Origin of the sequence: Streptomyces sp. S186 (assembly GCF_051603415.1) — a bacterium.
GTDB lineage: Bacteria > Actinomycetota > Actinomycetes > Streptomycetales > Streptomycetaceae > Streptomyces.
In genome coordinates, this window is the sequence record NZ_CP193932.1 from 5164639 (window position 1) to 5189709 (window position 25071).

Consider the following 25071-nt stretch of genomic DNA (forward strand, 5'->3'; position numbering starts at 1 on the left):
TTTCGGGTGGCGCCACCATACGTGATCTTGCGGGAATCCGGGTCCTTTTTCGCACGCCCGCCTCACTGGGCGGACGACGGAAGTCCGACGACCGGCCCTAGCCGCCGCCCTCCCTGATGAACCCCTCCTTCAGCAGCCAGTCCTTGGCGACCTGGTGCGGGTCCCGGCCCTTGACGTCCACCTCGGCGTTGAGCCGCTGGGCGACGGCGTTGTCCAGGGCGGCGGTGACCGGGGCCAGGACCTCGGCGATCCGCGGATGGCGCGCGAGGCTGCGGGCGTTGATCTCCGGCGCGGCGTTGTAGTTGGGGAAGAAGTGCCGGTCGTCCGCCAGCACCGTCAGCCCCATCGCCTTGATCCGGCCGTCGGTGGTGAACACCTCGCCGAAGGTGCAGGACGTCCCCTTCGCCGTCTCGGTGTAGACCACGCCGCCGGTCATCTTGCGGATGTTGCCGGACGGGATGTTCATGCCGTACGCCCGCGCCATGCCGGGCAGGCCGTCGTTGCGGGTGGCGAACTCGTTCTCCACGCACAGGGTGACCGCGCCGGGGTCCTTCCTCAGCAGCGCGGCGACGTCGGAGAGGGTGCGCAGCCGGTACTTCCTCTCGTTGGCGGTGTTCAGCGCCAGCGCGTAGGTGTTGTCCAGCCGGGACTGCGGCAGCCAGGCGATGCCGTTGCGGCGGTCGGCGTCCCGCACCGCCGCCCACTGCCGCCGCGGGTCCGGGATGGGCTTGACGTGCCCGAGGTGGGTGATCCAGCCGGTGCCGGTGTACTCGTACATCCCGTCCGCGGTGCCGGTGCGGACCGCCTCCCGGGCGCCGATGGTGCCCTGGATGTTGGTCTTGTCGACGACGGTGGCGCCGGCCGCCCTGAACACCAGCCCCATGATCTGGCCGAGGATGATGTTCTCGGTGAACTCCTTGGAGGTGACGGTGAGTTGGGCGCCCTTCAGCGGCAGCCCCCGGCCCACCGTGCCGGGCCGGACGTCGTCGGACATCGGGCTGCCGCTGACCAGCCCGCAGCCGCCGAGCAGCGCCGCGGCCAGCAGCACGGCGCCGGCCGCCGCGGCCCCGCCCCGGCGCCCCCGCGCCCGCCCCCTCACGTCGCCACCTCCAACCCGCGCGGCCGCAGCAGCAGTTCGGCCAGCGAGGCCAGCCACTCGACCAGCAGCGCCAGCGCCACCGTCAGCACCGAGCCCAGGATCAGCACCGGCATCCGCTGGGTGATGATGCCCGCCGAGATCAGGTCCCCCAGCCCGCCGCCCCCGCCGAACGTCGCCAGCGTCGCGGTGCCCACGTTCAGCGCCAGCGCCGTCCGCACCCCGGCGAGGATCAGCGGGACGGCCAGCGGGAGTTCGACCCTGGCCAGCACGCCCAGCGAGGACATCCCGATCCCGCGGGCCGCCTCGGTCAGCGTCGGATCGATGCCGCGCAGCCCGGCGAGGGTGTTGGCCAGCACCGGCAGCACGGCGTAGACGACCATGCCGACGAGCGCCGAACGCGCCCCGATGCCGAGCCAGATGACCAGCAGCACCAGCAGACCGAGCGCCGGGACCGCCTGCCCGAGGTTGGCGAACGCCATCGCCGGCGGGGTGGCCCGGCGCAGCCGCGGCCGGGTCAGCGCGACGCCCAGCGGAATCGCGATCACCAGCACGAACAGCGTGGACAGGCCGGTCAGTTCCAGGTGCTGGCGCAGCGCCAGCCACACCTTGCCGTGGTCCACCGCCTGGTGCGCGATGGAGTCCAGACGGGCGCCGCGGAACCACAGCCAGGTCGCCAGCAGCACGGCGGTCAGGAAGGCCGGCATGAACGTCCACTTCCGCCAGCCGATCCGGCGCCCGCCGGGCGCGGCGGGCCCGGCGGCCCCGACGGGCGCCGTCCCGGACGCCGTCTCCCGCTCCGCGCCCTCCCGCCCCGCGCTCTCCGATCCGCCCGCGCCCGGCGTCACGCCCGCCCTCCCGCGCCGCCCTCGGGCCCGCCGGCGCCGTCCAGGCCCTCCTGGGCGAGCTGGGTCCGGTGGGCGCGCTGTGCCCGGAGCCGGTGCTGCTGCTCCAGGGCCTCCAGCCGGTCCGCCTCCAGCAGTTCGTGGACGTTGTTCATCAGCGTCTCCATGTCGACCACACCGGTGTACTCGCCGCGCCGGCCGGTGACCGCGACCCGGCCCGCGCTGTCGGTCAGCACCGCCTCCAGGGCGTCGCGCAGCGTCGCGTCCCGCGTCACCGTGTCGGTGACGAGGGTGCCGGCCCGGGCCAGCGACTGCTTGGCCCGTGAGAGGTCGCCGCGGCGCAGCCACTTGTACGGGCGGCGGTGCCGGTCCAGCAGCAGCACCTCGTTGGTGCCGCCGTCCCGCACCAGGTCGAAGATCGACTCCAGCGGGTCGTCGAGCTGCGCGGTGGGGAAGTCGACCACCCCCACATCCCGCACCCGCGTCAGGTTCAGCCGCTTCAGCGCCGCCCCGGCGCCCACGAAGCCGGAGACGAAGTCGTCCGCCGGGTTGGTGAGGATGGCCTCCGGGGTGTCGAACTGGGCGATGTGCGAGCGCTCGCGGAGCACCGCGATCCGGTCGCCGAGCTTGATCGCCTCGTCGAAGTCGTGGGTGACGAAGACGATGGTCTTGTGCAGCTCGTGCTGGAGCCGGATCAGCTCGTCCTGGAGGTGGTCGCGGGTGATCGGGTCCACGGCACCGAACGGCTCGTCCATCAGCAGCACCGGCGGGTCGGCGGCGAGCGCCCGGGCCACCCCCACCCGCTGCTGCTGGCCGCCGGAGAGCTGCCGCGGATAGCGGTGGTGGAACTCGCCCGGGTCCAGCCCGACGAGGTCGAGCATCTCCTCGACCCGCTCCCGGGTCCGCGCCTTGGACCAGCCCGTCATCCGCGGCACCAGCGCGATGTTCTGCGCCACCGTCATGTGCGGGAAGAGCCCGGACGCCTGGATGGCGTAGCCGACCTTGCGGCGCAGCCCGACCGGGTCGATCGCGGTGACGTCCTCGTCGCCGATCCGGATCCGCCCCGAGGTCGGCTCGATCAGCCGGTTGATCATCTTGAGCGTGGTGGACTTGCCGCAGCCGGACGGCCCCACGAAGACCACCGTCTCGCCGGCCCCGATCTCCATGCTGACGTCGTCCACGGCCGGGGCGGGGCTGCCGGGATAGACCTTCGTCAGGTGTTCCAGCCGGATGGCGGCGCCCGTCGAGCCGGCCGGGCGCGCGGCCCGCTCCGTAGCAGCGGTGTTGCTCCCGTAGCTCCCGTTCGGCTCAGGCACGGATCCCCCTGGGAATGGTCAGGCGTCCGATCAGGACGTAGGCGGCGTCGAAGAGGAGGGCCAGGACGGCGATGCCGAGCGTGCCGGCGAGCACCTGGTTGAGCGCGTTGGCGCTGCCCAGCGAGGCGATCCCGCGGAAGATCTCGTTGCCCAGGCCGGGGCCCGAGGCGAAGGCGGCGACGGCCGCGATGCCCATCAGCATCTGGGTGGCGACCCGGATGCCGGTGAGGATCGGCGGCCAGGCCAGCGGGAGTTCGACCCGCAGCAGCCGGGCGGCCCGCGACATCCCGATCCCCTTGGCCGCGTCCACCAGCGCCGGATCCACGCCGCGTAGTCCCACGATGGCGTTGCGCACCACCGGCAGCAGCCCGTACAGGGTCAGCGCGACGACGGTCGGCGCGACGCCCAGGCCGACGACCGGGATCAGCAGGCCGATCAGGGCCAGCGACGGGACGGTCAGGACCGTCGCGGTGGCCGTCGTCGCCAGCGCCCCGGCCCACTCGCTGCGGTAGGTGGCGACGCCGATGACGACGCCCAGCACCGTCGCGATCACCATGCACTGGAAGACCGCGCTGGCGTGCTGGAACGTGTCCGTCAGCAGCTGGGTGTGCCGGCTGCCGACGTACTCCCAGAAGCTCACCCGTCGCCTCCTGCCGTCCGTTGCCCGCTCCCGGCCGCCCCGTGAGCGGCCGCGAGCGGCCGGGGCGCCCGCCGCCGTCAGCCTCCCGCGGCCTGCTTCACCAGCGGGATGATCCGGAGCGGAACCGGATTTTCCATGACAATCGCCGTCGATGCCCGCACAATCCCATCAAAGCCCACGACCAGGTCGATAACCCTCTGGAGATCGGCGTTCGACCGCGCGACGAGCCTGCAGAGCATGTCCCCGTGTCCGGTCGTTGTATGCAGCTCCAGCACTTCCGGTACGGACGCCAAGTGGGCCCGTACGTCGCTGCCTTGGCCCTGTTTGATCTCCAGGGTCGCGAACGCGGTCACCGGATAGCCCAGCGCCGCCGGGTCCACGTCCGGCCCGAACCCCCTGATCACGCCATTCGACTGAAGCCGGTCGAGCCGCGCCTGCACCGTCCCGCGGGCCACCCCCAGCCGGCGGGACGCCTCCAGCACGCCGATCCGCGGTTCCCGGGCGAGCAGTTCCAGCAGCGCCCCGTCCAAATGATCGATCGCCACGGCCGCCACCTCCGATTCCGATGGTCATCATGCACAGAACGCCCGGCCGAACCGCCGGAGCGCTGTACACAATGCCCAGCGATTACACAAACTATTGCGCACCTTGTGGATCGGCGGGACTCTGCGGACATGGCAGAGACCACGATGCACACCCAGCCCACCACCCCCGCCACGGCCCGGCAGGCGGACCCCTTCCCGGTCAAGGGGATGGACGCGGTCGTCTTCGCCGTCGGCAACGCCAAGCAGGCCGCGCACTACTACTCCACCGCCTTCGGTATGAAGCGCGTCGCCTACCAGGGCCCGGAGACCGGCAGCCGCGAGACGGCCAGTTACGTCCTGGAGTCCGGCGGGGCCCGTTTCGTCTTCACCTCCGTGGTCAAGCCGGCCACCGAGTGGGGCCGCTTCCTCGCCGACCACGTGGCCGCGCACGGCGACGGCGTCATCGACCTGGCCATCGAGGTGCCGGACGCCCGCGCGGCGTACGCCTACGCCGTCGAGCACGGCGCGCGGGGCCTCACGGAGCCCTACGAGACCAAGGACGAGCACGGCACGGTCGTCCGCGCCGCCATCGCCACCTACGGCCGGACCCGGCACACCCTGGTGGAGCGCTCCGGCTACGACGGCCCGTACCTGCCGGGCTTCGTCGCCACCGAGCCGCTGGTCGCCCCTCCGGCGAAGCGCTTCTTCCAGGCGATCGACCACTGCGTCGGCAACGTCGAGCTCGGCAAGATGGACGAGTGGGTGGCCTTCTACAACAAGGTCATGCACTTCACCAACATGAAGGAGTTCGTCGGCGACGACATCGCCACCGAGTACTCGGCGCTGATGTCCAAGGTCGTCGCGGACGGCACCAAGAAGGTGAAGTTCCCGCTCAACGAGCCGGCCATCGCCAAGAAGAAGTCCCAGATCGACGAGTACCTGGAGTTCTACGGCGGCCCCGGCGTCCAGCACATCGCGCTGGCCACCAACGACATCGTCGCGTCCGTGCGCCGGATGCGAGCCGCCGGCGTCGAGTTCCTCGACGTCCCCGACACCTACTACGACACCCTCGGCGAGTGGGTCGGCGAGACCCGCGTCCCCCTCGACGAGCTGCGCGAGCTGAAGATCCTCGCCGACCGCGACGAGGACGGCTACCTGCTCCAGATCTTCACCAAGCCGGTCCAGGACCGCCCGACCGTCTTCTTCGAGATGATCGAGCGGCACGGCTCCCTCGGCTTCGGCAAGGGCAACTTCAAGGCCCTCTTCGAGGCCATCGAGCGCGAACAGGACCGGCGCGGCAACCTCTGAACGCGGCGCCTGTTCCCGGCCGCTCCGTAGGGCGCTTCCCGGCCACTCCGTGGGCCGTACACGATCTTCCGTGCACGGCCTGCGGGTGCGACGCTGAGGACATGGACCTCATCGAACGCCTGAGCGCCGGGCTCCCGGCGGAAGCGCTGCTCACCGACCCCGACGTCACCGGCTCCTACGCCCGGGACATGGCCAACTTCTGTGCCGCCGGCACCCCCGCGGTGGTCGTCCTGCCGCGCACCGTCGAGCAGGTCCAGCACGTGCTGCGGACGGCCACCGAGCTGCGCGTCCCGGTCGTCCCCCAGGGCGCCCGCACCGGCGTCTCCGGCGCCGCCAACGCCACCGACGGCTGCATCGTCCTGTCCCTCGTCAAGATGGACCGCATCCTCGAAATCAACCCCGTCGACCGGATCGCGGTCGTCGAACCGGGCGTCGTCAACGCCGTCCTCTCCCGCGCCGTCAACGAGCACGGCCTCTACTACCCTCCCGACCCCTCCAGTTGGGAGTCCTGCACCATCGGCGGCAACATCGGCACCGCCGCCGGCGGCCTGTGCTGCGTCAAGTACGGCGTGACGGCCGAGTACGTCCTCGGCCTGGACGTCGTCCTCGCCGACGGCCGCCTGATCACGACCGGCCGCCGCACCGCCAAGGGCGTCGCCGGCTACGACCTCACCCGCCTCTTCGTCGGCTCCGAGGGCAGCCTCGGCGTCGTCGTCCGCGCCACCCTGGCACTGAAGCCCGCGCCGCCCCAACAGCTCGCCCTGGTCGCCGAGTTCGACTCGGTGACGGCGGCCGGCGACGCGGTCTGCCGGATCATGGCCCAGGGCCACACCCCCTCCCTCCTCGAACTCATGGACCGCACCAGCGTCCGCGCCGTCAACGCCATGGCGCAGATGGGCCTGCCGGAGACCACCGAGGTGCTGCTGCTGGCCGCCTTCGACACCCCCGACCCGGCGGCCGACCTGGCCGCGGTCGGCGCGCTGTGCGAGGCGGCCGGCGCCACCCAGGTCGTCCCCGCCGACGACGCCGCCGAGTCCGAACTCCTCCTCCAGGCACGGCGGCTGGCCTTCACCGCCCTGGAGCGGATCAAGCCCGCGATGCTCATCGACGACGTCTGCGTGCCGCGTTCGCAGCTCGCCACGATGCTGGCGGGCGCCGCCGCCATCGCCGAGAAGCACGACCTCACCATCGGCGTCTGCGCGCACGCCGGCGACGGCAACACCCACCCGCTGGTCTGCTTCGACCCGGCCGACCCGGACGAGGAGCGGCGCGCCCGCGAGTCCTTCGACGAGATCATGGCGCTCGGCCTCCGCCTCGGCGGCACCATCACCGGCGAACATGGCGTCGGCGTCCTGAAGAAGGACTGGCTGGCCCGCGAACTCGGCCCCGACACCGTCGCCCTCCACCGCGGCATCAAGCAGGTCTTCGACCCGCTGGGGATCCTGAACCCGGGGAAGGTGTTCTAGGCCGAGCCCCTCGCGGTCTACGGCACCGCCACGTCGTGGCCTGATCCACGAAGACTCAGAAGACTCACCGGACAGGTCCCAGCCAGGTGTGGTGTCCGCTGGACCGGGGCCGTGCCGGGCAACCCTTGCGGGCGGTCGAACGTCATCGAGGATGACACGCGTCAACGTGTTCGCCACCGGCACCAGGCACGTGCCGCGCCGTCACCGCCGGTTGGTGATCCGACCCCGCAAGGAGCCCGCCGTGTTCTCTCCCCCGTCCCTGCGCCGGTGGGCCCCGGTCCTGGCCGCGGCCGGTGCGCTGGTCCTGTCGGCGGCGCCGGGCACAGCCGCGGCCGGAGGCCCTCACCTGTTGTATGCCGGCGCCGTGCCCGGGGCCAGGATCGAGGTGAACGGGCCGGTCAAGTTCGACATCGTCGGGATGCCCGCCGGGACGGACGAGGTGACCGTCACCTCGCCGGCCCTCGTCGAGCCTGTTCCGCTCACCCCGCTGAGGAAAGGGTCCGTCGAGTTCGTCCAGACCGACGCGCCGGGAACCCGGCACCGCATCCGCGGTGCCATCGCGCCGGGCACGTACCCCGTCACCGCGACCAGCCACGGCCGCACCGTCGCCACCGCCCGGATACCGGTCGTCGCCGAGGGATCGGCGATGATAGGCCGGTTCGTCATCGGTGACGCGAAGCGCCCTTTGCCGGCCGAAGGGGACCGAAGCGCCGTGCGTCCGGGCGGCGACGTCATCGTGGTCCTGACCGATCGGCAGCCCGCCGCGGGCGAGACGCAGCTGACGGTCAAGTCCCCGCTCTTCGACGGACCGTTGACACTCAGCAAAGGCGAGGACGACCCCGGCTGCAAGTGCGATGACGGGAGCACGCTCTATGGAGGGCACACCGCCGTACGGGACGACATACCGGCGGGCAGGTACCCGATGACGGTCGTCAGCCACCACGGGCAGGAAACCACCACCCGGCAGGTGACCGTGGCCGGCCCGCCCGTCCCGCACAGCCGCCTGCCCTGGCTGATCGGGGGCGGCGCCGTCGCGCTGGTGGTGCTCGCTTCCGTCGCCGTACGCCGCGGGCGACGCAAGCGCCGGGCCGCCGCCTAGGGAGCCCACCCAGAGGGTTCGGGGGCGCCGCCCCGGGTGGGCCGGTCGCCGGTCTCGTCGGGGTCGTCGGGCACGGGCAGGCGGGCTCCCCGGCTCTCCGCGACCCGACGGACGACGACGAGGGAGTCCTTCAACTGCACGGCGAGCAGCTGAATTTCCCCCGCGGTCCAGGCCCGGCCGGACAGGACCCGCTCCGCCTCCTCGATGAGGACGTCGGCCGAGCCGAGCTGCTCGGCCTCCATGCGGTCGGCGAGGCGGGAGACGTACCCGGTGCCGTCGCCGGGCAGCAGGAAGCACGGGTTCCCGTCCGGCGTCGTCCAGGGCAGCAACCGTGGCCTGCCGTCGGCGTACTCCGTCATGCGGCCACCTCCACCCCATGGATGCGGCGCGGACCGACATCGACGCCGTGCACCGCGAGCCACAACGCCCGGCGACGCCCGCGCTGGAGCCGCCGTTCCCGGCGCTCCCGGCACTCCCTGCGCTCCGCCGCGCTGAGGACGTACGGCCGGACGAGGGCGACGTCCTCGCCGCGCAGCGGTGCCGCGGGTCGGACGGGTGTCCGGAGTGGCGCGACAGCCGCTGGCGTGACGGCCTCGCGAAGCGCGACGGCGAGCGGCGGGGCGGTGACCCGATGCCGCCCGGCGGCTGGAAATAACAGCCGCAGCAGCGGTGTGAACAGGCTCGCGATACGGTTCATCGCGTTGTCAACTCCCTGACGTTGGTGGCCATGCCCCGGACCGGTTGCGCGGTCGCGGGGATCTCTTACATGCAGCCAGTGGGCTCGGCGAGATTCCGCCGCCCCGAAAGGGGGCTTTCCGGTTTCACCATCGTTCGGGCCGGCGCCCGCGGTTTGGTGGCCCTTCTGTGGCCGTGGCTGATCGCGGCACGATCTCCCGTCAAGTCCCTTTCCTGCGAGCCCACTTCGGGTTGGTCGCGTGCCGAAGGAGCGGGTCCGACCATAGGTGCACACGTGCTCCGGTGTAAGGGTGCGGGCTGGGTGCCCCTCGATTGGGTGGACCCGTGGCCCTCTTGCGCGGGAGACTGGCCGGCGACAGGACGGGGAGGGAGAGGGATGCCGCCGAGAGAGGTCCCGACCGCACGTCAGGCGCGTTTGGGCGCGGAGTTGCGGAAGATGCGGGAGCGGGCCGGGAAAACGGCATTGGATGCTGCCGGTCTGCTCGCGTCGGACCGGGCCCGGATCAGCCATATCGAAGCGGGTCGTAGCGGTGTCAGCGAGGAACGTATCCGACGTTTGGCGACCTTCTACGCGTGTGATGACGATGCGTACGTTGATGCGTTGTGTGCTATGTCGCGCGAGCATCGAGGGCAGTTCTGGTGGGATGAATACCGGGGTGTTCTTCCGCCCGCCTTCCTTGATATGGCAGAGCTTGAGCATCACGCCGCATATATTCGCGCGTATGAGCTGTCGGTGATTCCAGGTGTCCTGCAAACCGAGGGTTACGCGCGGGCAGTGTTCCAAAACAGCATTCTGCCGCTTTCGGACGATGATCTCGATGCCCGGGTAGAGCATCGCATGAAGCGGAAGCAGATCCTTGAACGTGGCACTCCCACTCCGTATGACGCCATCATTCACGAGGGTGCGCTACGCATGCGGTATGGCGGGAGGAAGATCCTGCGTGAACAACTCGAAACACTCGCCGAAGCATCCGATGCTGAATCCACATCCGTTAGAGTCATCCCGTTCGATGTGGAAAAGATGGTCGCCTCCGCTCAACCCCTGACCTATGCAGGCGGCCCAGTTTCGAAATTGGACTCCGTTCAGGTCGACGCTTACGTGGGTGGCGGAATCCTGGACGCGGATACGCAACTCAAAGCATTCCGAAATCTTTGGGAAGTGCTGGAATCGCTGGCGCTCAACGCCGAAGAGTCGAGAAATCTCTTTTACTGCATCGCACAGGAAATGTGAGAAAATTAGCACCATGGTCGAGGGAATTTGCTGGCAGAAGTCCTCTTACTCCAACGAAAACATGAACTGCGTCGAGTTGGCACCGCATGACGGACTGATCCTCATGCGGGAAAGTGACGACCCCGATACTGTCGTTACCACTACTCCGGAAAAGCTTCGGGCGTTCATACTGGGCGTCAGGGCGGGAGAGTTTGACCACCTGGTCTGACGCCACGTTCGTCGCGGCCGCCCCTGCTGGCCTCCGGCGGGCGGGGGCTTCCGTGTGCGCCGATGTACACAGGTGCCCCGGAGCACCCTTGCGGTCGTCGTTGGTGTAGCGCTACGGTCACCCTGCGTTGTCCGACGGGCCGTCAACTCGGGTTCCACGGTGGTCTGTTGGGCGGCGTGCCCGCTGCCCGTGCCTGCGTATCCCGTATGGGCTGGGCGGGGGCTCCGACCGTTCGGAGACGAGAGGATGGGGTATGGCTGCGATGATTGACGCGCCACGGGTGCCGTTCGGCGCCCGGGTGCGGGCGCCTGCCTACGTAGTGAGCATCGATCCCCGAGAATTCCGGTATGACCGCGAACGCCAGCTCAACGTGATGCAGGACGGCTCCCTGTGGGCGGAAACGCCGATGGCGGCGTCCAGTACCGCGACCAACAACGACACGACTCCGGGCAATCCCCCGGACGAGCAGGCGGACCCGTACGCCTTTCCGGGCGACATGGCGGCGTAAAGGGGGCGGATCATGCCGCGCGGGCATGTTCTGATTCTGGCGGAAGACACGGATCCGAGTGCCGACTTAGTGGTGCATTCCTTGACGGAGCGCCGCGTGCCGGTACTGAGATTCGATCTCGCCGACTTCCCGCAGTCAGTGACGCTTTCCGCTGAACATGGCGGACGTGTTCCTGGTTGGTCAGGGGAGGTATCCCGAGGTGACCGTGCGGCATCGCTGGAGGAAGTCCGGGCCGTGTACTAAAGGCGGCCCGGGCTTCCCCGTATTCATGCTGGCGTGGACCGCCGATATCGCGCGTGGGCTCAGTCTCAAGCCGTGGTCGGGATGGTTCAGGTGCTTTCCTCGCTTCCTGTGACGTGGCTGCACCATCCCGATGTGTACCGGGCGAGCGCCCATAAACCGGGGCAACTCGCTGCCGCGACGCGCGCTGGTTTGCGGGTTCCCCGGTCACTGGTGACGAATTCTCTGGCTTGTGCCCAGAATTGGGGTGCGCGGGTCGGCGGCGATCTGGTGTGCAAACCGATCGCGTCGGCGTCCCTGGATGTGTTCGACGGGGAGCCGATGATGCTGCCGACACGACGGGTCGCATTGGCGGACCTGGACGACTCGCTGGAGCTCACGGCCCACTACTTGCAGGAGTGGATCCCGAAAGCGTACGAGGTACGCCTCACCGTAGTAGGAAATCGCCTGTTTCCTGTGGCGATTCACGCGGGGAGTGACGCGGCTCGGGTGGACTGGCGTACCGATTACGACTCGCTTGAATACGAGCCTGTTTCGATTCCCGACGATGTGGCGCAGGGAGTACGCCGGTTCCTGACCGGCTATGGACTGAATTATGGTGCGCTGGACTTCGCGGTGACACCGCATGGCGAATGGGTGTTTTTCGAGTGCAACCCGGCCGGGCAATGGCAGTTCATCGCTGCCGCTACGAAACTTCCGATCGCGGAAGCGCACGCTGAACTCTTGGAAGGGGTGATGATGTGAGCGCGTTGGGCGCCGACCCGGGGCGAGATCTGAGAACGGCTCTCGCCCGGAGCCTCTTCGAGTCCGGAGAGCTGAATGCCGAATGGCGGATTGTCGTGGAAGCGGTCCCCCGCCATGTCCTGGTGCCGTTCTTCTACCGTCAGGACGGTAGCGGAGAATGGCGTCGGATCACCTCGGAAGATCCGGGTTTCTTCGCTGCGGTTTACTCGGATACCGCGCTCACCACGCAAGTCACTGAGGGCATTCCGACGTCGTCATCTTCGCAACCGTCGCTCATGCTCCACATGCTGGACGCACTGGACGTGCAGGACGGAAACCGCGTGCTGGAAATCGCGACCGGCACTGGGTACAACGCCGCACTGCTGAGCGAACGTCTGGGAAGTGGCCGCGTGTACACGATGGACGTGGACCGGGAACTGGTCCGCGACGCCCGGGCTCGTCTCGACAGCTGCGGATACGAGCCGGTGGTGGTGGCCGGCGACGGCCGGAAGGGACTAACCGGCGGGGCCCCGTACGACCGGTTGATCGCGACGTGCGGTTTCACGTCGGTGCCACCTGCGTGGATTCCGCAAGTGCGGCCCGGTGGAATCATCGTGTGCCCGCTGGGGCGGGGGAATGCCCGGCTGATTGTCGGTGACGACGGGCGAGCCGAGGGGCGATTCCTTCCCGGGGGATCGTATTTCATGGGAGTCCGATCGGAAGGGAGCAACGGTCGGATTCCCTACCCGGGAGACCCGGCAGAGATCAACACACGGGAAGCGCGCGTCAATTACCTGGACATCGAGGATGACGGCATGTGGTTTGTGCTGTCGCTGGTACTGCCGGAAATCGCGTGGGCACACGAGGCCGGTATGGACGGTGCGCGGACCGGGTGCCGGCTGTGGGCGCGTGACGGGTCGTGGGCCCGTGTCCAGGGAAAGGAGGTCGGCCAGGCCGGGCCGCGCTGCCTGTGGGACGCCGTGGAGCGTGCCTACGGCTGGTGGAACGGCCGCGGGTGCCCGAAGCGGGAACGGTTCGGGGTGACGGCGACGGAATCCGGTACCCGCTGTTGGCTGGATTCCCCTGGAAATCCGGTACCGGATATGGAGCCGTGAAACGGAGCGTGAATGATGCCGCCGACCGGGGAGCAACACCTCCGGGCCAATCGGCTGGGCGCGGGTGGCGGAGCCCGGTGTCAGTGCCAGCGGCTATAAGTGGTGACCATGACTTCAACTCCCATGCCTCCGGCACCGCTGCACTGGAAAATCGTCGTCGACGCTCATGACCCGCATGCCCAGGCCGATTTCTGGGCGGCCGCACTCGGTTACGAGGTCGAGGACCACAGTGCCCTCATCGGCAGGCTCCTCGGCATTGGTGCCGTGACGTCCGAGCTGCTGGTCGACCACCACGACCGGCGCGCCTGGCGGGACGCGGCGGCGGTACGTCACCCCGACGACCCGTACGACCCGGACAGCGGCACGGGACGTGGGCGGCGGCTGCTCTTCAACCGCGTACCGCGATCGGAGAAGAAGACTGCCAAGAATCGTCTGCACATCGACCTGCACGGCCCCGCGGGCGGACGGGACACGGAGGTTGAACGTCTCCGCGTCCTCGGTGCCCGGCTCCAGAGCCACGTCAAGGAACCGGCCGGTGAGTGGGTGGTCATGACGGACCCGGAGGGGAACGAGTTCTGCGTGCACTAGGACCTCTCCGAGCCGGGACCGCTCCGAGGCGGATCCACCGGACGAGCCCTGCCCCCTCGGGCTCAACTTGCCTTATTCCCAAGGCAAAAGGGGCAGCAACGCGCGCCGGCGCGCCGGGGTGCGGTGCCGGCCGTGATGGTTGATCGTCGTGAGTAATAACCCTCGCGGCGGCTTTGGCCCGCGTGCCATCCTGAAGTAATGGATCTTGCTTTTTACGACCGGAAGACATCCTCCGCGGAGGGCCGGTGATGGCGGGGGTGAGCGGGGCCGTCCGTGGCGCCTGGCGGGCTTGGCACCGGCCGCTGATGCTGAACGTGACCCTGATGACGGCAGTCGTCGTGGCCTCCGCCGTGGGCGTGCTCGTGGACGGCCGGACGCTGCTGAACGAATCGGTGTGGGTCAAACCCCTGAAGTTCGGATTCGCCTTCGCGCTCTACAGCGGCACCCTGGCCTGGCTGCTCACCCGACTGCACAGGGCCCGCCGCTTCGGCTGGTGGCTGGGCACCGCGCACGCGCTCTTCGGCACGCTCGAAGTCGCCGCCATCACGTTACAGGCGGCGCGCGGCACCTTCAGTCACTTCAACTCCACCGTGCACGGCCCCCTGGACGCCGTGGCCCTGGCCGTCATCACCTACGGCGTACCGCCGTTGCTCCTCTCCAACCTGGTCATCGCGGTCCTGCTGCTCTTCCAGCGCCCCGGCGACCGGGCCCTGACCCGGGCGCTGCGCGCCGGCCTGGGGCTGGCCGTCGTCGCCATGTCCGTACCGGTCTGGCTGCAGGCCGCCCAGGGCGCCAAGCCCCATCCCGCCACCGACGCCAACGGCTCCGTGGTGACGCTGCTCGGCGGCCACGGCATCGGCGACCCCGACGGCACCGGCATGCCCCTCACCAACTGGAGCGTCACCGGCGGCGACATGCGCGTACCGCACTTCGTCGGCCTGCACGCCATCCATGTGCTGCTGCTGGTCACGGTCGCGCTGTCCGCGCTCGCGGCGCGCCGCCCCTGGCTGCGGGACGACCGGACGCGCGCCCGGCTGGTCGGCGTCGTCGCCCTCGCCTACGCCGGACTGCTGGCCACCGTGGCGACGCAGGCCGCGCGCGGCCAGTCCCTGATCCACCCGGACACCCCGACCGTCATCGCCTTCGTCGTGGTGGCCCTGTTCGCGGTGGTGGCCACCCTGGCCGTCGTCCTCACCGCCCGACGCCGGCCGAGCCCCTCGCTCACCTCTCGGCCGGCCCTGCGTCCCTCAGTTGTACGCCGCGAGCGCGTCCCGTAGGTGTGTCTCCGGGCCGTCGCCCTTCAGCAGTAGTGCGCGCAGGGTGCCCGCCGGGTCGCAGAGGTGGACGTAGTCCTCGTCCTCCTCCTCGTCGTTCTCCCAGTCCTGTTGCTCCTTGTCGTCCTCGTCCCCGTACGCCTCCTCGTCCCGGGTGCGTTCGGGGGCCTGGACCATGGGGACGTCGTAGGGGTCGCAGGGGGCGTCGGGGTCCTCGGGGGGCTGCGGGCGGTAGCGCCATACGGCGCCGCAGGTTCTTACCTGGACCTCGCCGAAGTACCAGGCGGCGCCGGTCAGGAACGGGTCGTCCTTGGCGGCGACCATCTCCTCGTAGGTGGTGAAGCGGGCGCGCACCAGGGCTTCGAGCCGGTCGAGGGAGGCGGGGGAGAAGTCCCAGGTCGCGGTGGTGCCGCCGGCGGCCGCGGCCCAGGCGGGGAAGGCGTCCCGCCGTTCGGTGAGCCAGGTGTTGAGCCGGTGGTTGTCGTACCAGTCCGGGCCCTGAAGGTCGTCGGCCGCGGTCAGTTCCGCCGACTCCGCGTCCGTGAGCGGCGGCAGGGCCGGCGGCGTCAGGTGTTCCGGGCGGGCCTGCGGCCACAGTTGCTCGGGCCAGGTCGCGCGCCCGGTGACGGCTGCGCGGTGGGGGAGGGGGTCCGGGAAGCGGTCCACGATCTCGCGCAGGTCCTTGCCGGCGACCGCCTCGCGCAGCATCACCCAGGGGTGTTCGGCGTGGCCGTCGTAGCGCAGCCGCTGGCTGACGAAGACGCTGCCGGTCCAGTAGTTGTCCGCCGCGTACCACGTGCCCGGTGGGGCGTCGGGGTTGACCTCGCGGTACTGCCACAGGGCGCCCTTGTTGTGGACGACGTACTGGCCCACGTACCAGGCGGCCATGAGCCAGAAGGGCTCGTCGGCGACCCGGTCGTAGTCCTCGACCGTGCGGAAGTGCCTGCGCAGCAGCGCCTCCATGGCGTCCAGGGAGGCGGGGGTGAAGAGCCAGCGGTCGCGGCCGCCGGCCTGCTCGGCCCACCAGTGGAGGTAGTCGATCATGCACTGGTTCCGCCAGCGCTCCGGAGCGCGGCAGGCCGAGATGATCGTCCCGGCGCGCACCCACGGTGTGCGGATCCGCTGTGGCCACCACTCCGGATGCTGCCGCTGACGGTCCCTGACCGCCCGGCGCAGCAGCCGCGCCGCCGTGGCGAGGACCTGGCCGGACGCCTCGCGCAGCGCCTGGCCGACGACGAGCAGCGGCACGACCGGCGCGCAGCCGAGGACCGGGTCCGGGCGGACGACGGGCAGGCCGTCGGTGCCCGCGGTCTCGTCCCAGTCCCAGCGACCGCCCGCCTCCGCGATCAGGGTCTCGCCCAGATAGGCCGCCGCGGCCTCGATATGGAGCGGGGTGTCGTCGGCGCCGTCGTCGACGGAGCAGAAGTCGAGCAGTGCCTGCTCCAGCTCCGGCAGTGAACGGGCGCTGTATTCGTGCTCCCAGTCCTCGTGGGCGAACTGGTCGTGGAAGAGGGTCATGAGGTCGTGGAGACGCTCGATCCAGAGGTAGAGCCGGTGGGCGGGAGAGCCGTCCGGGGCGTGGCGGCCCGCCATGTAGGCAGGGGCGTCGGCCGTCCCCGTGTCGGCGTCGTCCCGTATGTGGTCATCCATGGCGTTCCCCCGTACAGACAGTGACAGTGACCGACCCTAGAGGAGCGAGCCCCTTCCCGTGCGGCCAAGTCCGTTGACTTTCCCGGGAGTCGGGGCGGCGGAGTGGCCGGGCGGCGGAGGCGTGGCTCTTCGCGCAGGTCACCGGGCCTTAGGCTTTCTGGCATGGACACCACCTTTTCCGCGCTCGCCGTCTTCGTGCTGGCCGTTGCCGTGCTCGCCTCCGCCACCGACCGCCGTACGAAGCCGCTGGAGCGGCGGATGGCGCGGCTGGAACGGAAGGTGGACCTGCTGATGGCCCACCTCGGGGTGGAGGAGGAGGCGGATCCGCGGATGGCCGAGGTCGACGCGCTGCTGGCGCAGAACAAGAAGATCGCGGCGATGAAGATCTACCGCGAGGTGACCGGTGCCGGGCTCGCGGAGGCCAAGGAGGAGATCGAACGCCGGATGCGCTGAGCCCGCGCCGGGAAGAGGATGTCGGTGAGGGCCCCGGGCCCGGCCCACCCCGCGTAGCAGGGAGCGAGCGCCGATGTCAGCGAACCGAGCGAGCGAAGCGGCGGAAACGGCCGGAGCGACGGCAGCGGCCGGAGCCACCGAGGCGGCCGGCGGCGGGGCGGCGGACGGAGACCGGGCCGCCGCCGACACCTACGACGTCATCGTGCTGGGCGGCGGGCCGACCGGCGAGAACCTCGCCGACCGGGTGCACGCCGCCGGTCTGAGCGCGGTACTGGTGGAGCACGAACTCGTCGGCGGCGAGTGCTCCTACTGGGCCTGCATGCCCAGCAAGGCGCTGCTGCGTCCGGTCACCGCCCGCTCCGAGGCGCGCCGGGTGCCGGGGCTGAAGGACGCGGCGGCCGGGCCGCTGGACGCGCCCGCCGTCCTCGCCCACCGCGACGCGTTCGCCTCCTACTGGAAGGACGACGGGCAGGTCCGCTGGCTGGACTCCGCCGGCATCGACCTCGTCCGCGGCCGGGGGCGGCTGGTCGGGCCGCGGCGGGTGGCCGTCGACGGCGGACGGACGCTGCTCGCCCGGCACGCGGTCGCGGTCTGCACCGGCAGCCGGCCGGTGCTGCCGGACGTCCCCGGGCTGGCCGAGGCCGCGCCGTGGACCAGCAGGGACGCCACCAGCGCCACGTCCGTACCGGGCCGGCTGGTGGTCGTCGGCGGCGGGGTGGTGGGCGTCGAGATGGCGACGGCCTGGCGGGCGCTGGGCGCGGCGGTGACGCTCCTGGTGCGCGGCCACGGACTGCTGCCCCGTATGGAGCCGTTCGCCGGGGAGTTGGTCGCCGAGTCGCTGGCCGGGGCGGGGGTGACCCTGCGGACCGGCGTCCAGGTGCGCGAGGTGCGCCGGGAGGCACCGGGCCGGCCGCTCACCGTCCACCTCGACACGGGCGACGCGCTCATCGCCGACGAGCTGCTGATCGCGACCGGCCGCGCCCCGCGCACCGAGGACCTGGGGCTGGAGACCGTCGGTCTGACGCCGGGCGACTGGCTGGACGTGGACGAGACCCTGCGGGTCAACGGCGTGACCGGCGGCTGGCTCTACGGCGCCGGCGACGTCAACCACCGCGCCCTCCTGACCCACCAGGGCAAGTACCAGGCCCGGATCGCCGGCGCCGCGATCGCCGCCCGGGCCCGCGGGGTGCCGATCCTGGAGACCGACCGCTGGGGCGCGCACAGCGCCAGCGCGGACCGGCACGCCGTCCCCCAGGTCGTCTTCAGCGACCCCGAGGCCGCCGCGGTGGGCCTGAGCGCCGCCGAGGCCGAGCGCGCCGGGCACCGGATCCGCGTCGTCGACCACGACCTGGGCGCGGTGGCCGGCGCGTCGCTGTACGCCGACGGCTACCGCGGCCGCGCCCGGATGGTCGTCGACCTGGACCGCGAGGTGCTGCTGGGCGCCACCTTCGTCGGGCCGGGCGTCGGCGAGCTGCTGCACTCGGCCACCGTCGCGGTCGCCGGCGAGGTCCCGATCGAACGCCTCTGGCACGCGGTCCCCGCCTACCCGACGATCAGCGAGATCTGGCTGCGGCTGCTGGAGACGTACCGCGGCGACTGAACGGGGGCCGGGCTCCTTCCTCTCCGTCCTCCCGCCGCGGCGCGGCGCCACCGTCACGCCCCCGGCTCGGCCCCGTCCGCCGGCCAGGGGCCGTCCGCCCCGGCGTCGTCCCGGGAGGTCAGCGTCAGCAGCGCGCTCAGCCCTTTGTCGAGGCCGAGGTGCCGGCCCTCCGAGCCCGGCGGCACGATCCGCAGGGTGCGCTCCAGCCAGGCCGAGACCGCGGCGGCCGGCGCCTCCAGCAGCGCGTCGCCGTCCGGCGAGGACAGCGCTATACAGACCAGGCTGCGGCCGTCGAGCTTCGTCGGCCAGACCCGTACGTCGCCCTCGCCGGACGGCCGGAACACGCCCTCGACGAGCAGCTCGCGGGCGAACGTCCAGTGGACGGGGGAGTCCGACCCGACGTGGAAGGTGACGTGGACGGCATACGGGTCGTCCGTCCGGTAGATCAGCCGGGCCGGCACCGGAATGCTTCGCTCCGGCGACAGGACCATGTTCAGTTCCAGTTCGCGTTCCACCACGGTGTGCATCGTTCTCCGCCTCTCTCCGGCTCCCTGCGCGGGCCCCGTACGCGGACCCGCACCCGGAGAGAGCGGCCGGCGGCCGGACTCTTACACGACTTCGCGGAAGTTTTTTCCCGCGAGTTCCCCGTGCGTTCCCCGGGGTTGCCGGGGCAGGGGAAGAACACGGTTGCGACCCGGGGTCTGATAGATGTGGACGCCGCGTTGCGGCAGACTGCACCCCGACACCCACCAGGCCGAGAACAGATACGGGACTTCGGACATGAGCGCCCCTACCTCAGGATCCGCCGGCGGCAGCCCCACGCCAGGCTTCTACCCGGACCCGTCCATCCCCGGCTACATCCGGTACTGGAACGGTGCCGCATGGGTGCCGGGCACCAGCCGCCCGGCCCCCGCCGAGGGCGAGCCGATGCCGGCGCCGCCGCCCGGCACGGCCCCGGCGGCCGCCGCGCCCGCCGCCGTCGAGGAGACCGGCCCGGTGTTCCTGGACGAGGCCGGCCCGTCCGGCGCCGCGCACCCGGTCGTGCGCCCGCACGACGACGCCGAGGCCCCCGGCGCGAGCGGGGAGGCCCCGGCGGGCCCGGAGGGGGCGGGCTGGCACGCCGACGCCTCCCGGCAGTCCGGCTTCGGCGAGGACGGCCGGGTCGCCTGGGGCGCGCCCGGCCAGGCCCCCGCCGGCGCCTCCTGGGGCACGCTCCCGCCGCAGCGCACCGCGGAGTCCGCCCCGGCCGCCTCCGGCGAGGCGCCCGGCGCCGCCCCGTCCGCGCCGGACGCCCCGGCCGACGGGACGGTCACGATCCGCGCCGTCAACCCCGGGGCCCGCCGCGGTTCCGGCGATCAGGGGACCACCGCGATCCGCGCGGTCCGTCCCGGGAACGCGCCCTCCGGGAACGACGCCTCCGGGAGCGGGAACGCCGCCGGCAGCGCGCCCGCCGCGGACCACGGCACCACCGCCTTCCGCGCGGTCCGGCCGGACGCGGGCGAGGGCGGCCGCCCGGCGGCCCGGAACGAGACGATGGCCTTCCGGCTGCCGGCGGGCGAGCGGCCCGCGGCCGGCCCGGCCGGCGGCGCGCCGCAGTCCCTGCCCGCCACCGGGACGCCGGCCCAGCAGCAGCCCGCGCAGCAGCCGCCGGCTCCGCAGGCGGCCCGCCCGGCCCCGCCGCAGGCCGCGCAGCAGCCCCCGGCCGCCGCCCCGGCGCCCTCGCCCGCGTTCCCGGCGCAGGGCGCCGCCGGCGACGACGGCGTCATCCCGTGGAAGCCGCCGGCCGCCGACGTCTTCTTCGCCGCCGCCCAGGCCGCGCAGGGCCACCCGGCGCCGCTCGGCCGCCGGCTGGCCGCCCGGCTGATCGACTCCGCGGTGCTGGCCCTGGTCACCCTCGCGGTGGCGCTGCCCCTGTGGTCCACGGTCACCCACCACATCGACGCCAAGGTCGAGGCGGCCAGGCAGTCCGGCCGCCAGGTGACGGTGTATCTGGTCGACGGCACCACCGCCCCCGTCTTCCTGACGATCCTGGCCGTCGTCCTGATCGGCGGCGGCCTCTACGAGGTGCTGCCGACCCTCAAGTGGGGCCGCACGCTGGGCAAGAAGCTCTGCGGCCTGAAGGTGCTGGACATCGAGAGCCATGACACGCCGGAGACCGCGCAGGCGGTCAAGCGCTGGCTGGTCTACGGCGTGCTCGGGGTCGTCGTGGTCGGCGTGGCCAACGTCCTGTGGTGCGTGTTCGACAAGCCGTGGCGGCAGTGCTGGCACGACAAGGCGGCCCGTACCTTCGTCGCCTCCGACGCGCCGTCCGACTGACCGTCACCCGGTCGTCACCCCCTCGTTCCCCGGGCCGTCACCCGCCCTGACGGCCCGGGTACCCCGATCGGACTCCGCCGGATGCGGCGCCCGTCCGCAAGCGGTCGACTCGGGCCATGAGTACCGACCAGCCCCGGCCCGGCCCCGGTGAACCGCCCGAGAACGACCCGTTCCGGAAGCAGCCGCAGCAGCCCCCGGCGGGCGGCGCTCCGGACCACGGCGCCCCGCGCAACGGCACCCCGCCCGGCGGCCCGCCTCCACCCGGCGGCGCTCCTCCGCCCGGCGGCCCGCCGCCCCCCGGCGCCGGCCCCCCGCCGTCCTACGGGGGCGGGCCCCACGGCGGCGGCCCTTATGGCGGCCCCCACGGCGGCGGCCCGTACGGCGGGCCCCCGGCGGGCGGACCCTACGGCTACGGCTCCGGGGAGTACGGGGCCGATCCGCTGGCCGGGATGCCGCCGCTGGCCCACCGCGGCAAGCGGCTGCTGGCCCGGATCATCGACGCGATCATCATCGGCGTCCCGGTCACCCTGATCATGAACGCGATCGTCGGCTGGGTGGACTACTTCAGCACCAGCAACGTGGAGACCAGCAAGCAGGCGACGGTGTCCGGCGTGACGATGCTGGCGTATCTGATCTACGAGGGACTGATGCTGACCGCCCGCGGCCAGACGCTCGGCAAGATGGCGATGCGGATCCGGGTCGCGATGCTCGCCGACGGCTCGATCCCGACCCCGCAGGCCGGCTGGACCCGGGCCGCGGTCTACACCCTGCCGGAGATCGTCCCGTGCTGCGGCTTCATCTTCTGGCTGGTCAACGTCCTGTGGTGCACGTGGGACAAGCCGTACCAGCAGTGCCTGCACGACAAGGCGGCCCGGACGGTGGTGGTCGCGACGGACTGATTCCGTTACGGGGAAAGGCAGTTGACCTGGCGCAGCAGATATCTGACGTCAGGTCAAATATCCGGCTCAGCGGGTGTGTTCGCCGACCCGGGCCCCGGCGTGCGGCCGCGGCAGGTGGCCGGCCGGGGGCGGCACGGCCCGCAGCGGGGCGGCGCCCTCGGGGGCCGCGGCGCCCGCGCCGCCGCGGCGCACCACCCGCGACATCCCCGGCATGGGCACCGTCATGGCGACCAGCAGCCCGAGCCCGAGGCCGGCCAGGGCGATGACCGCGACCCCGATCCCGGTCTGCGTCTGCGAGAGCAGCAGCATCGCGAGGGTGGAGAGAAAGACCGTGGCCGAACCGTAGACGAGCTGGGTGGCGGTCGGACGAGGCATGGCGGAATCCGTCCTCGGAGGGTCGGCGGGGGTGTGGGACGCTCGGCGGCGCGCCGCCGAACGAGCCTACGATTCCTTGTGCCCGGGCGGAACGGAAGGTAAGCGTGACCTAACACACCGTCCCGGAGCACGGGGGCGCACAGCACGGTCGCGAAGGGGTCAGGCGTGGTCGCCCCGGGCGGCATCCGGCCTGCTGGGTGCGGGGGCGCATGCCCGTCGGGCATATCCCCCGGGTTGCCGGCCGACCGTCGGACCTTCCGGAAGCTGTGCGTCCGCTGTCCGATAGCTGTGAAAAGCAAGCCGGATAACGTACTTGGGCGGGCACACACACGTCAAGATCTGTCTTTTCTTCCCCACATCCGGTCGAATGCCCTCCAGCATTGGCCAGTTGATGGGGAGGACTTCGTCAAGTGAGACACCACCGAAGACTGTTCGGAGCGGCCGCCCTGGCCACGGCAATCGCCGCCACCGGGGCGGCCGTTCTCTCGACCGGGGTGGCCGCGGCCGCCGCCCCGTCGTCGGTCCCGCCCGCCGCGTCCGCCGTCCGCCAGGACCCGGCCCCCGAGCGGGCCGACGCCCACGACCTCAAGGGCCCGTTCAGCGACCGCCAGCGGGCCCAGCGCACCGAGGCGCTCCAGCAGGTCATATCCGGCGACGCCGAGGCGACCGAGCGCGGCGGCTCCAAGGTCGTCAAGCTCGGCAAGGGCAAGTACGTCGAGCTGGCCCGGGAGAAGACCGACAAGATCTTCACCATCCTCGTGGACTTCGGCGACAAGGTCGACGACACCACGATGTACGACCCGGACGGCGACGGTCCGCTGCCGCCGGTGAAGAAGTACGGCGGCACCCCCGGCCCGGCGCACAACCAGATAGCGAAGCCGGACCGCACCAAGGACAACAGCACCGCATGGCAGGCGGACTTCAACCGCCAGCACTACCAGGACCTCTACTTCTCGCACGACAAGAAGAAGGAGTCGCTGGCCAAGTACTACGAGAAGCAGTCCTCGGGCCGCTACTCCGTCAACGGCCAGGTCTCCGACTGGGTCCGGGTCCCGTGGAACGAGGCCCGCTACGGCTCCAACTACTGCGGCTCCACCAACTGCCCCAGCGCCTGGGACCTGATCCGTGACGCGGTCAACCAGTGGGTCACCGACCAGAAGGCCAAGGGCCGCACCGACGCCCAGATCAAGGCCGACCTGGCCCAGTACGACCAGTGGGACCGCAACGACTACAACCACAACGGCAACTTCAACGAGCCCGACGGCTACATCGACCACTTCCAGATCGTGCACGCCGGTGAGGACGAGTCGGCCGGCGGCGGCGCCCAGAAGACCGACGCCATCTGGGCGCACCGCTGGTACGCGTACGGCACGGACGCCGGCAAGACGGGCCCCGCGGGCAACAAGGCCGGCGGCACCCAGATCGGCGACACCGGCTTCTGGGTCGGCGACTACACCATGCAGCCCGAGAACGGCGGACTCGGCGTCTTCGCCCACGAGTACGGCCACGACCTGGGCCTGCCGGACGAGTACGACACCACCGGCAAGGGCGAATCCTCGGTGGACTTCTGGTCGTTGATGTCGGCCGGCTCCTGGCTCGGCCGGGGCAAGGACGCCATCGGCGACCTGCCCGGCGACATGAGCGCCTGGGACAAGCTCCAGCTCGGCTGGCTCAACTACGCCACCGCCAAGGCCGCCACGCCGTCCCGGCACACCCTGGGCGTCGCCGAGTACAACACCAGGAACAAGCAGGCGCTGGTCGTCAACCTGCCCGCCAAGAAGGTCACCACCGAGATCGTCAAGCCCGCCGAGGGCGCCACGCAGTGGTGGAGCGGCATGGGCGACGACCTCTCCAACACCCTGACCCGGACCGTGGACCTCACCGGGAAGTCCCGCGCCGCGCTCACCCTCAAGGGCTGGTGGGACACCGAGAAGGACTACGACTCCGTCTACACCGAGGTCTCCACCGACGGCGGCGCCAACTGGACGCCCCTGGACGGCACCGCGAACGGCGCGCCGCTGCCCCGCGACGCCTCCGGCAAGCCCGCGCTGACCGGCACCGTCACCGCCCCGCAGGACCTCGCCTTCCCGCTGGACGTCTACGCCGGCAAGAAGATCGGCCTGCGCTTCCGCTACCAGACCGACGGCGGCGTCGCCCTCAAGGGCTTCACCGCCGACGCCCTGACGCTCACCGCCGACGGCGCCCCGCTGTTCACCGACGACGCCGAGCACGGCGACAACGGCTGGACCAGCAAGGGCTTCTCGCGGATCGGCTCGTCCTTCACCAAGGACTACCCGCAGTACTACCTCGCCGAGAACCGCCAGTACGTGTCCTACGACAAGACCCTCAAGTCCGGCCCGTACAACTTCGGTTGGAAGACCTCCCGGCCGGGCTGGGTCGAGCACTTCCCGTTCCAGAACGGTGTGCTGATCTGGCTCTGGGACACCTCGCAGCGGGACAACAACGTCGGTGTGCACCCCGGCGTCGGGCGGATCCTCCCGGTCGACGCCCACCCGGCGGCCGAGCGCTGGGCCGACGGCACCCTGATGCGCAACCGCTTCCAGACCTACGACGCGACCTTCACCGGCGCCCGGACGGACGCCCTCACGCTCCACAAGGACGGCGCCGAGGTGAAGATCAAGTCGAAGCCCGGGGTCCGGGTCTTCGACGACCGCCACGGCGTCTACTACGACAAGGCGAACCCGACCGGCGGGGTGATCGTTCCTGACACCAACACCAAGATCGCGATCAGCAAGGAGGCCCGGGACGGCTCCACGGTGATCCTCACGGTGGGCCCTGCCGGCAAGTAGAAAGTAAAAACCGCAGGTCACAGCGATATCGGCCGCCGCCCCCTAGCGGGCGGCGGCCGATTCGGTTTAGATGCGTCCTGAACGTTCCTTG

General features: G+C 71.2%; 25 protein-coding genes. 16 read left to right on the plus strand and 9 right to left on the minus strand.

Annotated features, from left to right (window positions below; genetic code table 11):
* Window positions 1–97: 97 nt before the first annotated feature.
* The 5 genes from ACRAS8_RS22250 to ACRAS8_RS22270 all read right to left on the minus strand — a co-directional run bounded on the left by ACRAS8_RS22250 (window position 98) and on the right by ACRAS8_RS22270 (window position 4442).
* Window positions 98–1099 (minus strand): glycine betaine ABC transporter substrate-binding protein, encoded by a 1002-nt coding sequence (locus ACRAS8_RS22250; protein WP_438487749.1) that lies wholly within the window; start codon window positions 1097–1099, stop codon window positions 98–100.
* Complete coding sequence (locus ACRAS8_RS22255) at window positions 1096–1944, minus strand: ABC transporter permease (RefSeq protein WP_438487750.1); 849 nt, start codon at window positions 1942–1944, stop codon at window positions 1096–1098. The genes ACRAS8_RS22250 and ACRAS8_RS22255 overlap by 4 nt, the downstream gene beginning before the upstream one ends.
* On the minus strand, window positions 1941–3173 hold the full coding sequence (locus tag ACRAS8_RS22260) for an ABC transporter ATP-binding protein (protein ID WP_438490568.1): 1233 nt from the start codon (window positions 3171–3173) through the stop codon (window positions 1941–1943). The genes ACRAS8_RS22255 and ACRAS8_RS22260 overlap by 4 nt, the downstream gene beginning before the upstream one ends.
* 76 nt (window positions 3174–3249) lie before the next feature.
* Complete coding sequence (locus tag ACRAS8_RS22265; RefSeq protein WP_438487751.1) at window positions 3250–3897, minus strand: ABC transporter permease; 648 nt, start codon at window positions 3895–3897, stop codon at window positions 3250–3252.
* Between the two features lie 77 nt (window positions 3898–3974).
* Window positions 3975–4442: an Lrp/AsnC family transcriptional regulator gene (locus ACRAS8_RS22270; protein WP_026247941.1), complete on the minus strand. Its 468-nt coding sequence runs from the start codon at window positions 4440–4442 to the stop codon at window positions 3975–3977.
* Window positions 4443–4571: 129 nt separating this feature from the next.
* Between ACRAS8_RS22270 and hppD the strand changes: the two genes are divergently transcribed.
* From hppD to ACRAS8_RS22285, 3 genes are all read left to right on the plus strand, one after another.
* A complete protein-coding gene (gene hppD, locus ACRAS8_RS22275; protein WP_438487752.1) occupies window positions 4572–5729 on the plus strand; it encodes a 4-hydroxyphenylpyruvate dioxygenase in 1158 nt (385 codons plus the stop codon).
* 101 nt (window positions 5730–5830) lie between these two features.
* A complete protein-coding gene (locus ACRAS8_RS22280) occupies window positions 5831–7195 on the plus strand; it encodes an FAD-binding oxidoreductase (protein WP_438487753.1) in 1365 nt (454 codons plus the stop codon).
* 241 nt (window positions 7196–7436) lie between these two features.
* Window positions 7437–8294, plus strand: a complete 858-nt coding sequence (locus ACRAS8_RS22285) for a hypothetical protein (protein WP_438487754.1) — start codon at window positions 7437–7439, stop codon at window positions 8292–8294.
* Here ACRAS8_RS22285 and ACRAS8_RS22290 read toward each other — a convergent pair.
* Window positions 8291–8653 (minus strand): hypothetical protein, encoded by a 363-nt coding sequence (locus ACRAS8_RS22290; protein WP_438487755.1) that lies wholly within the window; start codon window positions 8651–8653, stop codon window positions 8291–8293. The two genes, ACRAS8_RS22285 and ACRAS8_RS22290, sit on opposite strands and share 4 nt — an antisense overlap.
* Before the next feature lie 17 nt (window positions 8654–8670).
* On the opposite strand from ACRAS8_RS22290, the gene ACRAS8_RS22295 reads away from it, so the two are divergent.
* The 8 genes from ACRAS8_RS22295 (at window position 8671) to ACRAS8_RS22330 (ending at window position 14880) form a co-directional block, all read left to right on the plus strand.
* Window positions 8671–8949 (plus strand): hypothetical protein, encoded by a 279-nt coding sequence (locus ACRAS8_RS22295; protein ID WP_438487756.1) that lies wholly within the window; start codon window positions 8671–8673, stop codon window positions 8947–8949.
* A 417-nt stretch (window positions 8950–9366) separates the two neighbouring features.
* Window positions 9367–10221, plus strand: coding sequence for a helix-turn-helix domain-containing protein (locus ACRAS8_RS22300; RefSeq protein ID WP_438487757.1), 855 nt, complete (start codon window positions 9367–9369; stop codon window positions 10219–10221).
* A gap of 13 nt (window positions 10222–10234) precedes the next feature.
* Window positions 10235–10429: a DUF397 domain-containing protein gene (locus tag ACRAS8_RS22305; protein ID WP_438487758.1), complete on the plus strand. Its 195-nt coding sequence runs from the start codon at window positions 10235–10237 to the stop codon at window positions 10427–10429.
* A 253-nt stretch (window positions 10430–10682) separates the two neighbouring features.
* Window positions 10683–10937, plus strand: a complete 255-nt coding sequence (gene tgmA / locus ACRAS8_RS22310) for a putative ATP-grasp-modified RiPP (protein ID WP_438487759.1) — start codon at window positions 10683–10685, stop codon at window positions 10935–10937.
* 315 nt (window positions 10938–11252) lie between these two features.
* Window positions 11253–11921: a hypothetical protein gene (locus tag ACRAS8_RS22315; RefSeq protein ID WP_438487760.1), complete on the plus strand. Its 669-nt coding sequence runs from the start codon at window positions 11253–11255 to the stop codon at window positions 11919–11921.
* On the plus strand, window positions 11918–13015 hold the full coding sequence (locus ACRAS8_RS22320; protein WP_438487761.1) for a methyltransferase domain-containing protein: 1098 nt from the start codon (window positions 11918–11920) through the stop codon (window positions 13013–13015). The genes ACRAS8_RS22315 and ACRAS8_RS22320 overlap by 4 nt, the downstream gene beginning before the upstream one ends.
* Before the next feature lie 108 nt (window positions 13016–13123).
* Window positions 13124–13603, plus strand: coding sequence for a VOC family protein (locus ACRAS8_RS22325; protein WP_438487762.1), 480 nt, complete (start codon window positions 13124–13126; stop codon window positions 13601–13603).
* Between the two features lie 305 nt (window positions 13604–13908).
* On the plus strand, window positions 13909–14880 hold the full coding sequence (locus ACRAS8_RS22330) for a hypothetical protein (RefSeq protein WP_438487763.1): 972 nt from the start codon (window positions 13909–13911) through the stop codon (window positions 14878–14880).
* Here ACRAS8_RS22330 and ACRAS8_RS22335 read toward each other — a convergent pair.
* Complete coding sequence (locus tag ACRAS8_RS22335; RefSeq protein ID WP_438487764.1) at window positions 14851–16527, minus strand: hypothetical protein; 1677 nt, start codon at window positions 16525–16527, stop codon at window positions 14851–14853. The genes ACRAS8_RS22330 and ACRAS8_RS22335 overlap by 30 nt on opposite strands.
* Window positions 16528–16689: 162 nt before the next feature.
* On the opposite strand from ACRAS8_RS22335, the gene ACRAS8_RS22340 reads away from it, so the two are divergent.
* Window positions 16690–16980: a hypothetical protein gene (locus ACRAS8_RS22340; RefSeq protein WP_438487765.1), complete on the plus strand. Its 291-nt coding sequence runs from the start codon at window positions 16690–16692 to the stop codon at window positions 16978–16980.
* Between the two features lie 73 nt (window positions 16981–17053).
* Complete coding sequence (locus ACRAS8_RS22345) at window positions 17054–18580, plus strand: dihydrolipoyl dehydrogenase family protein (RefSeq protein ID WP_438487766.1); 1527 nt, start codon at window positions 17054–17056, stop codon at window positions 18578–18580.
* Between the two features lie 53 nt (window positions 18581–18633).
* On the opposite strand, the gene ACRAS8_RS22350 is transcribed toward ACRAS8_RS22345, so the two are convergent.
* The gene (locus tag ACRAS8_RS22350; protein ID WP_438487767.1) at window positions 18634–19107 is read right to left on the minus strand and encodes an SsgA family sporulation/cell division regulator; all 474 of its coding nucleotides are present in this window, start codon (window positions 19105–19107) and stop codon (window positions 18634–18636) included.
* Between the two features lie 253 nt (window positions 19108–19360).
* On the opposite strand from ACRAS8_RS22350, the gene ACRAS8_RS22355 reads away from it, so the two are divergent.
* Both ACRAS8_RS22355 and ACRAS8_RS22360 read left to right on the plus strand, forming a co-directional pair.
* A complete protein-coding gene (locus tag ACRAS8_RS22355; protein ID WP_438487768.1) occupies window positions 19361–20896 on the plus strand; it encodes an RDD family protein in 1536 nt (511 codons plus the stop codon).
* Window positions 20897–21012: 116 nt separating this feature from the next.
* The gene (locus tag ACRAS8_RS22360) at window positions 21013–21795 is read left to right on the plus strand and encodes an RDD family protein (RefSeq protein ID WP_438487769.1); all 783 of its coding nucleotides are present in this window, start codon (window positions 21013–21015) and stop codon (window positions 21793–21795) included.
* A gap of 66 nt (window positions 21796–21861) precedes the next feature.
* Here the strand turns inward: ACRAS8_RS22360 and ACRAS8_RS22365 are convergent, their stop codons facing one another.
* On the minus strand, window positions 21862–22170 hold the full coding sequence (locus ACRAS8_RS22365) for a hypothetical protein (RefSeq protein WP_438487770.1): 309 nt from the start codon (window positions 22168–22170) through the stop codon (window positions 21862–21864).
* Window positions 22171–22580: 410 nt separating this feature from the next.
* On the opposite strand from ACRAS8_RS22365, the gene ACRAS8_RS22370 reads away from it, so the two are divergent.
* The gene (locus tag ACRAS8_RS22370; RefSeq protein ID WP_438487771.1) at window positions 22581–24980 is read left to right on the plus strand and encodes an immune inhibitor A domain-containing protein; all 2400 of its coding nucleotides are present in this window, start codon (window positions 22581–22583) and stop codon (window positions 24978–24980) included.
* The last annotated feature ends 91 nt before the right edge of the window (window positions 24981–25071 follow it).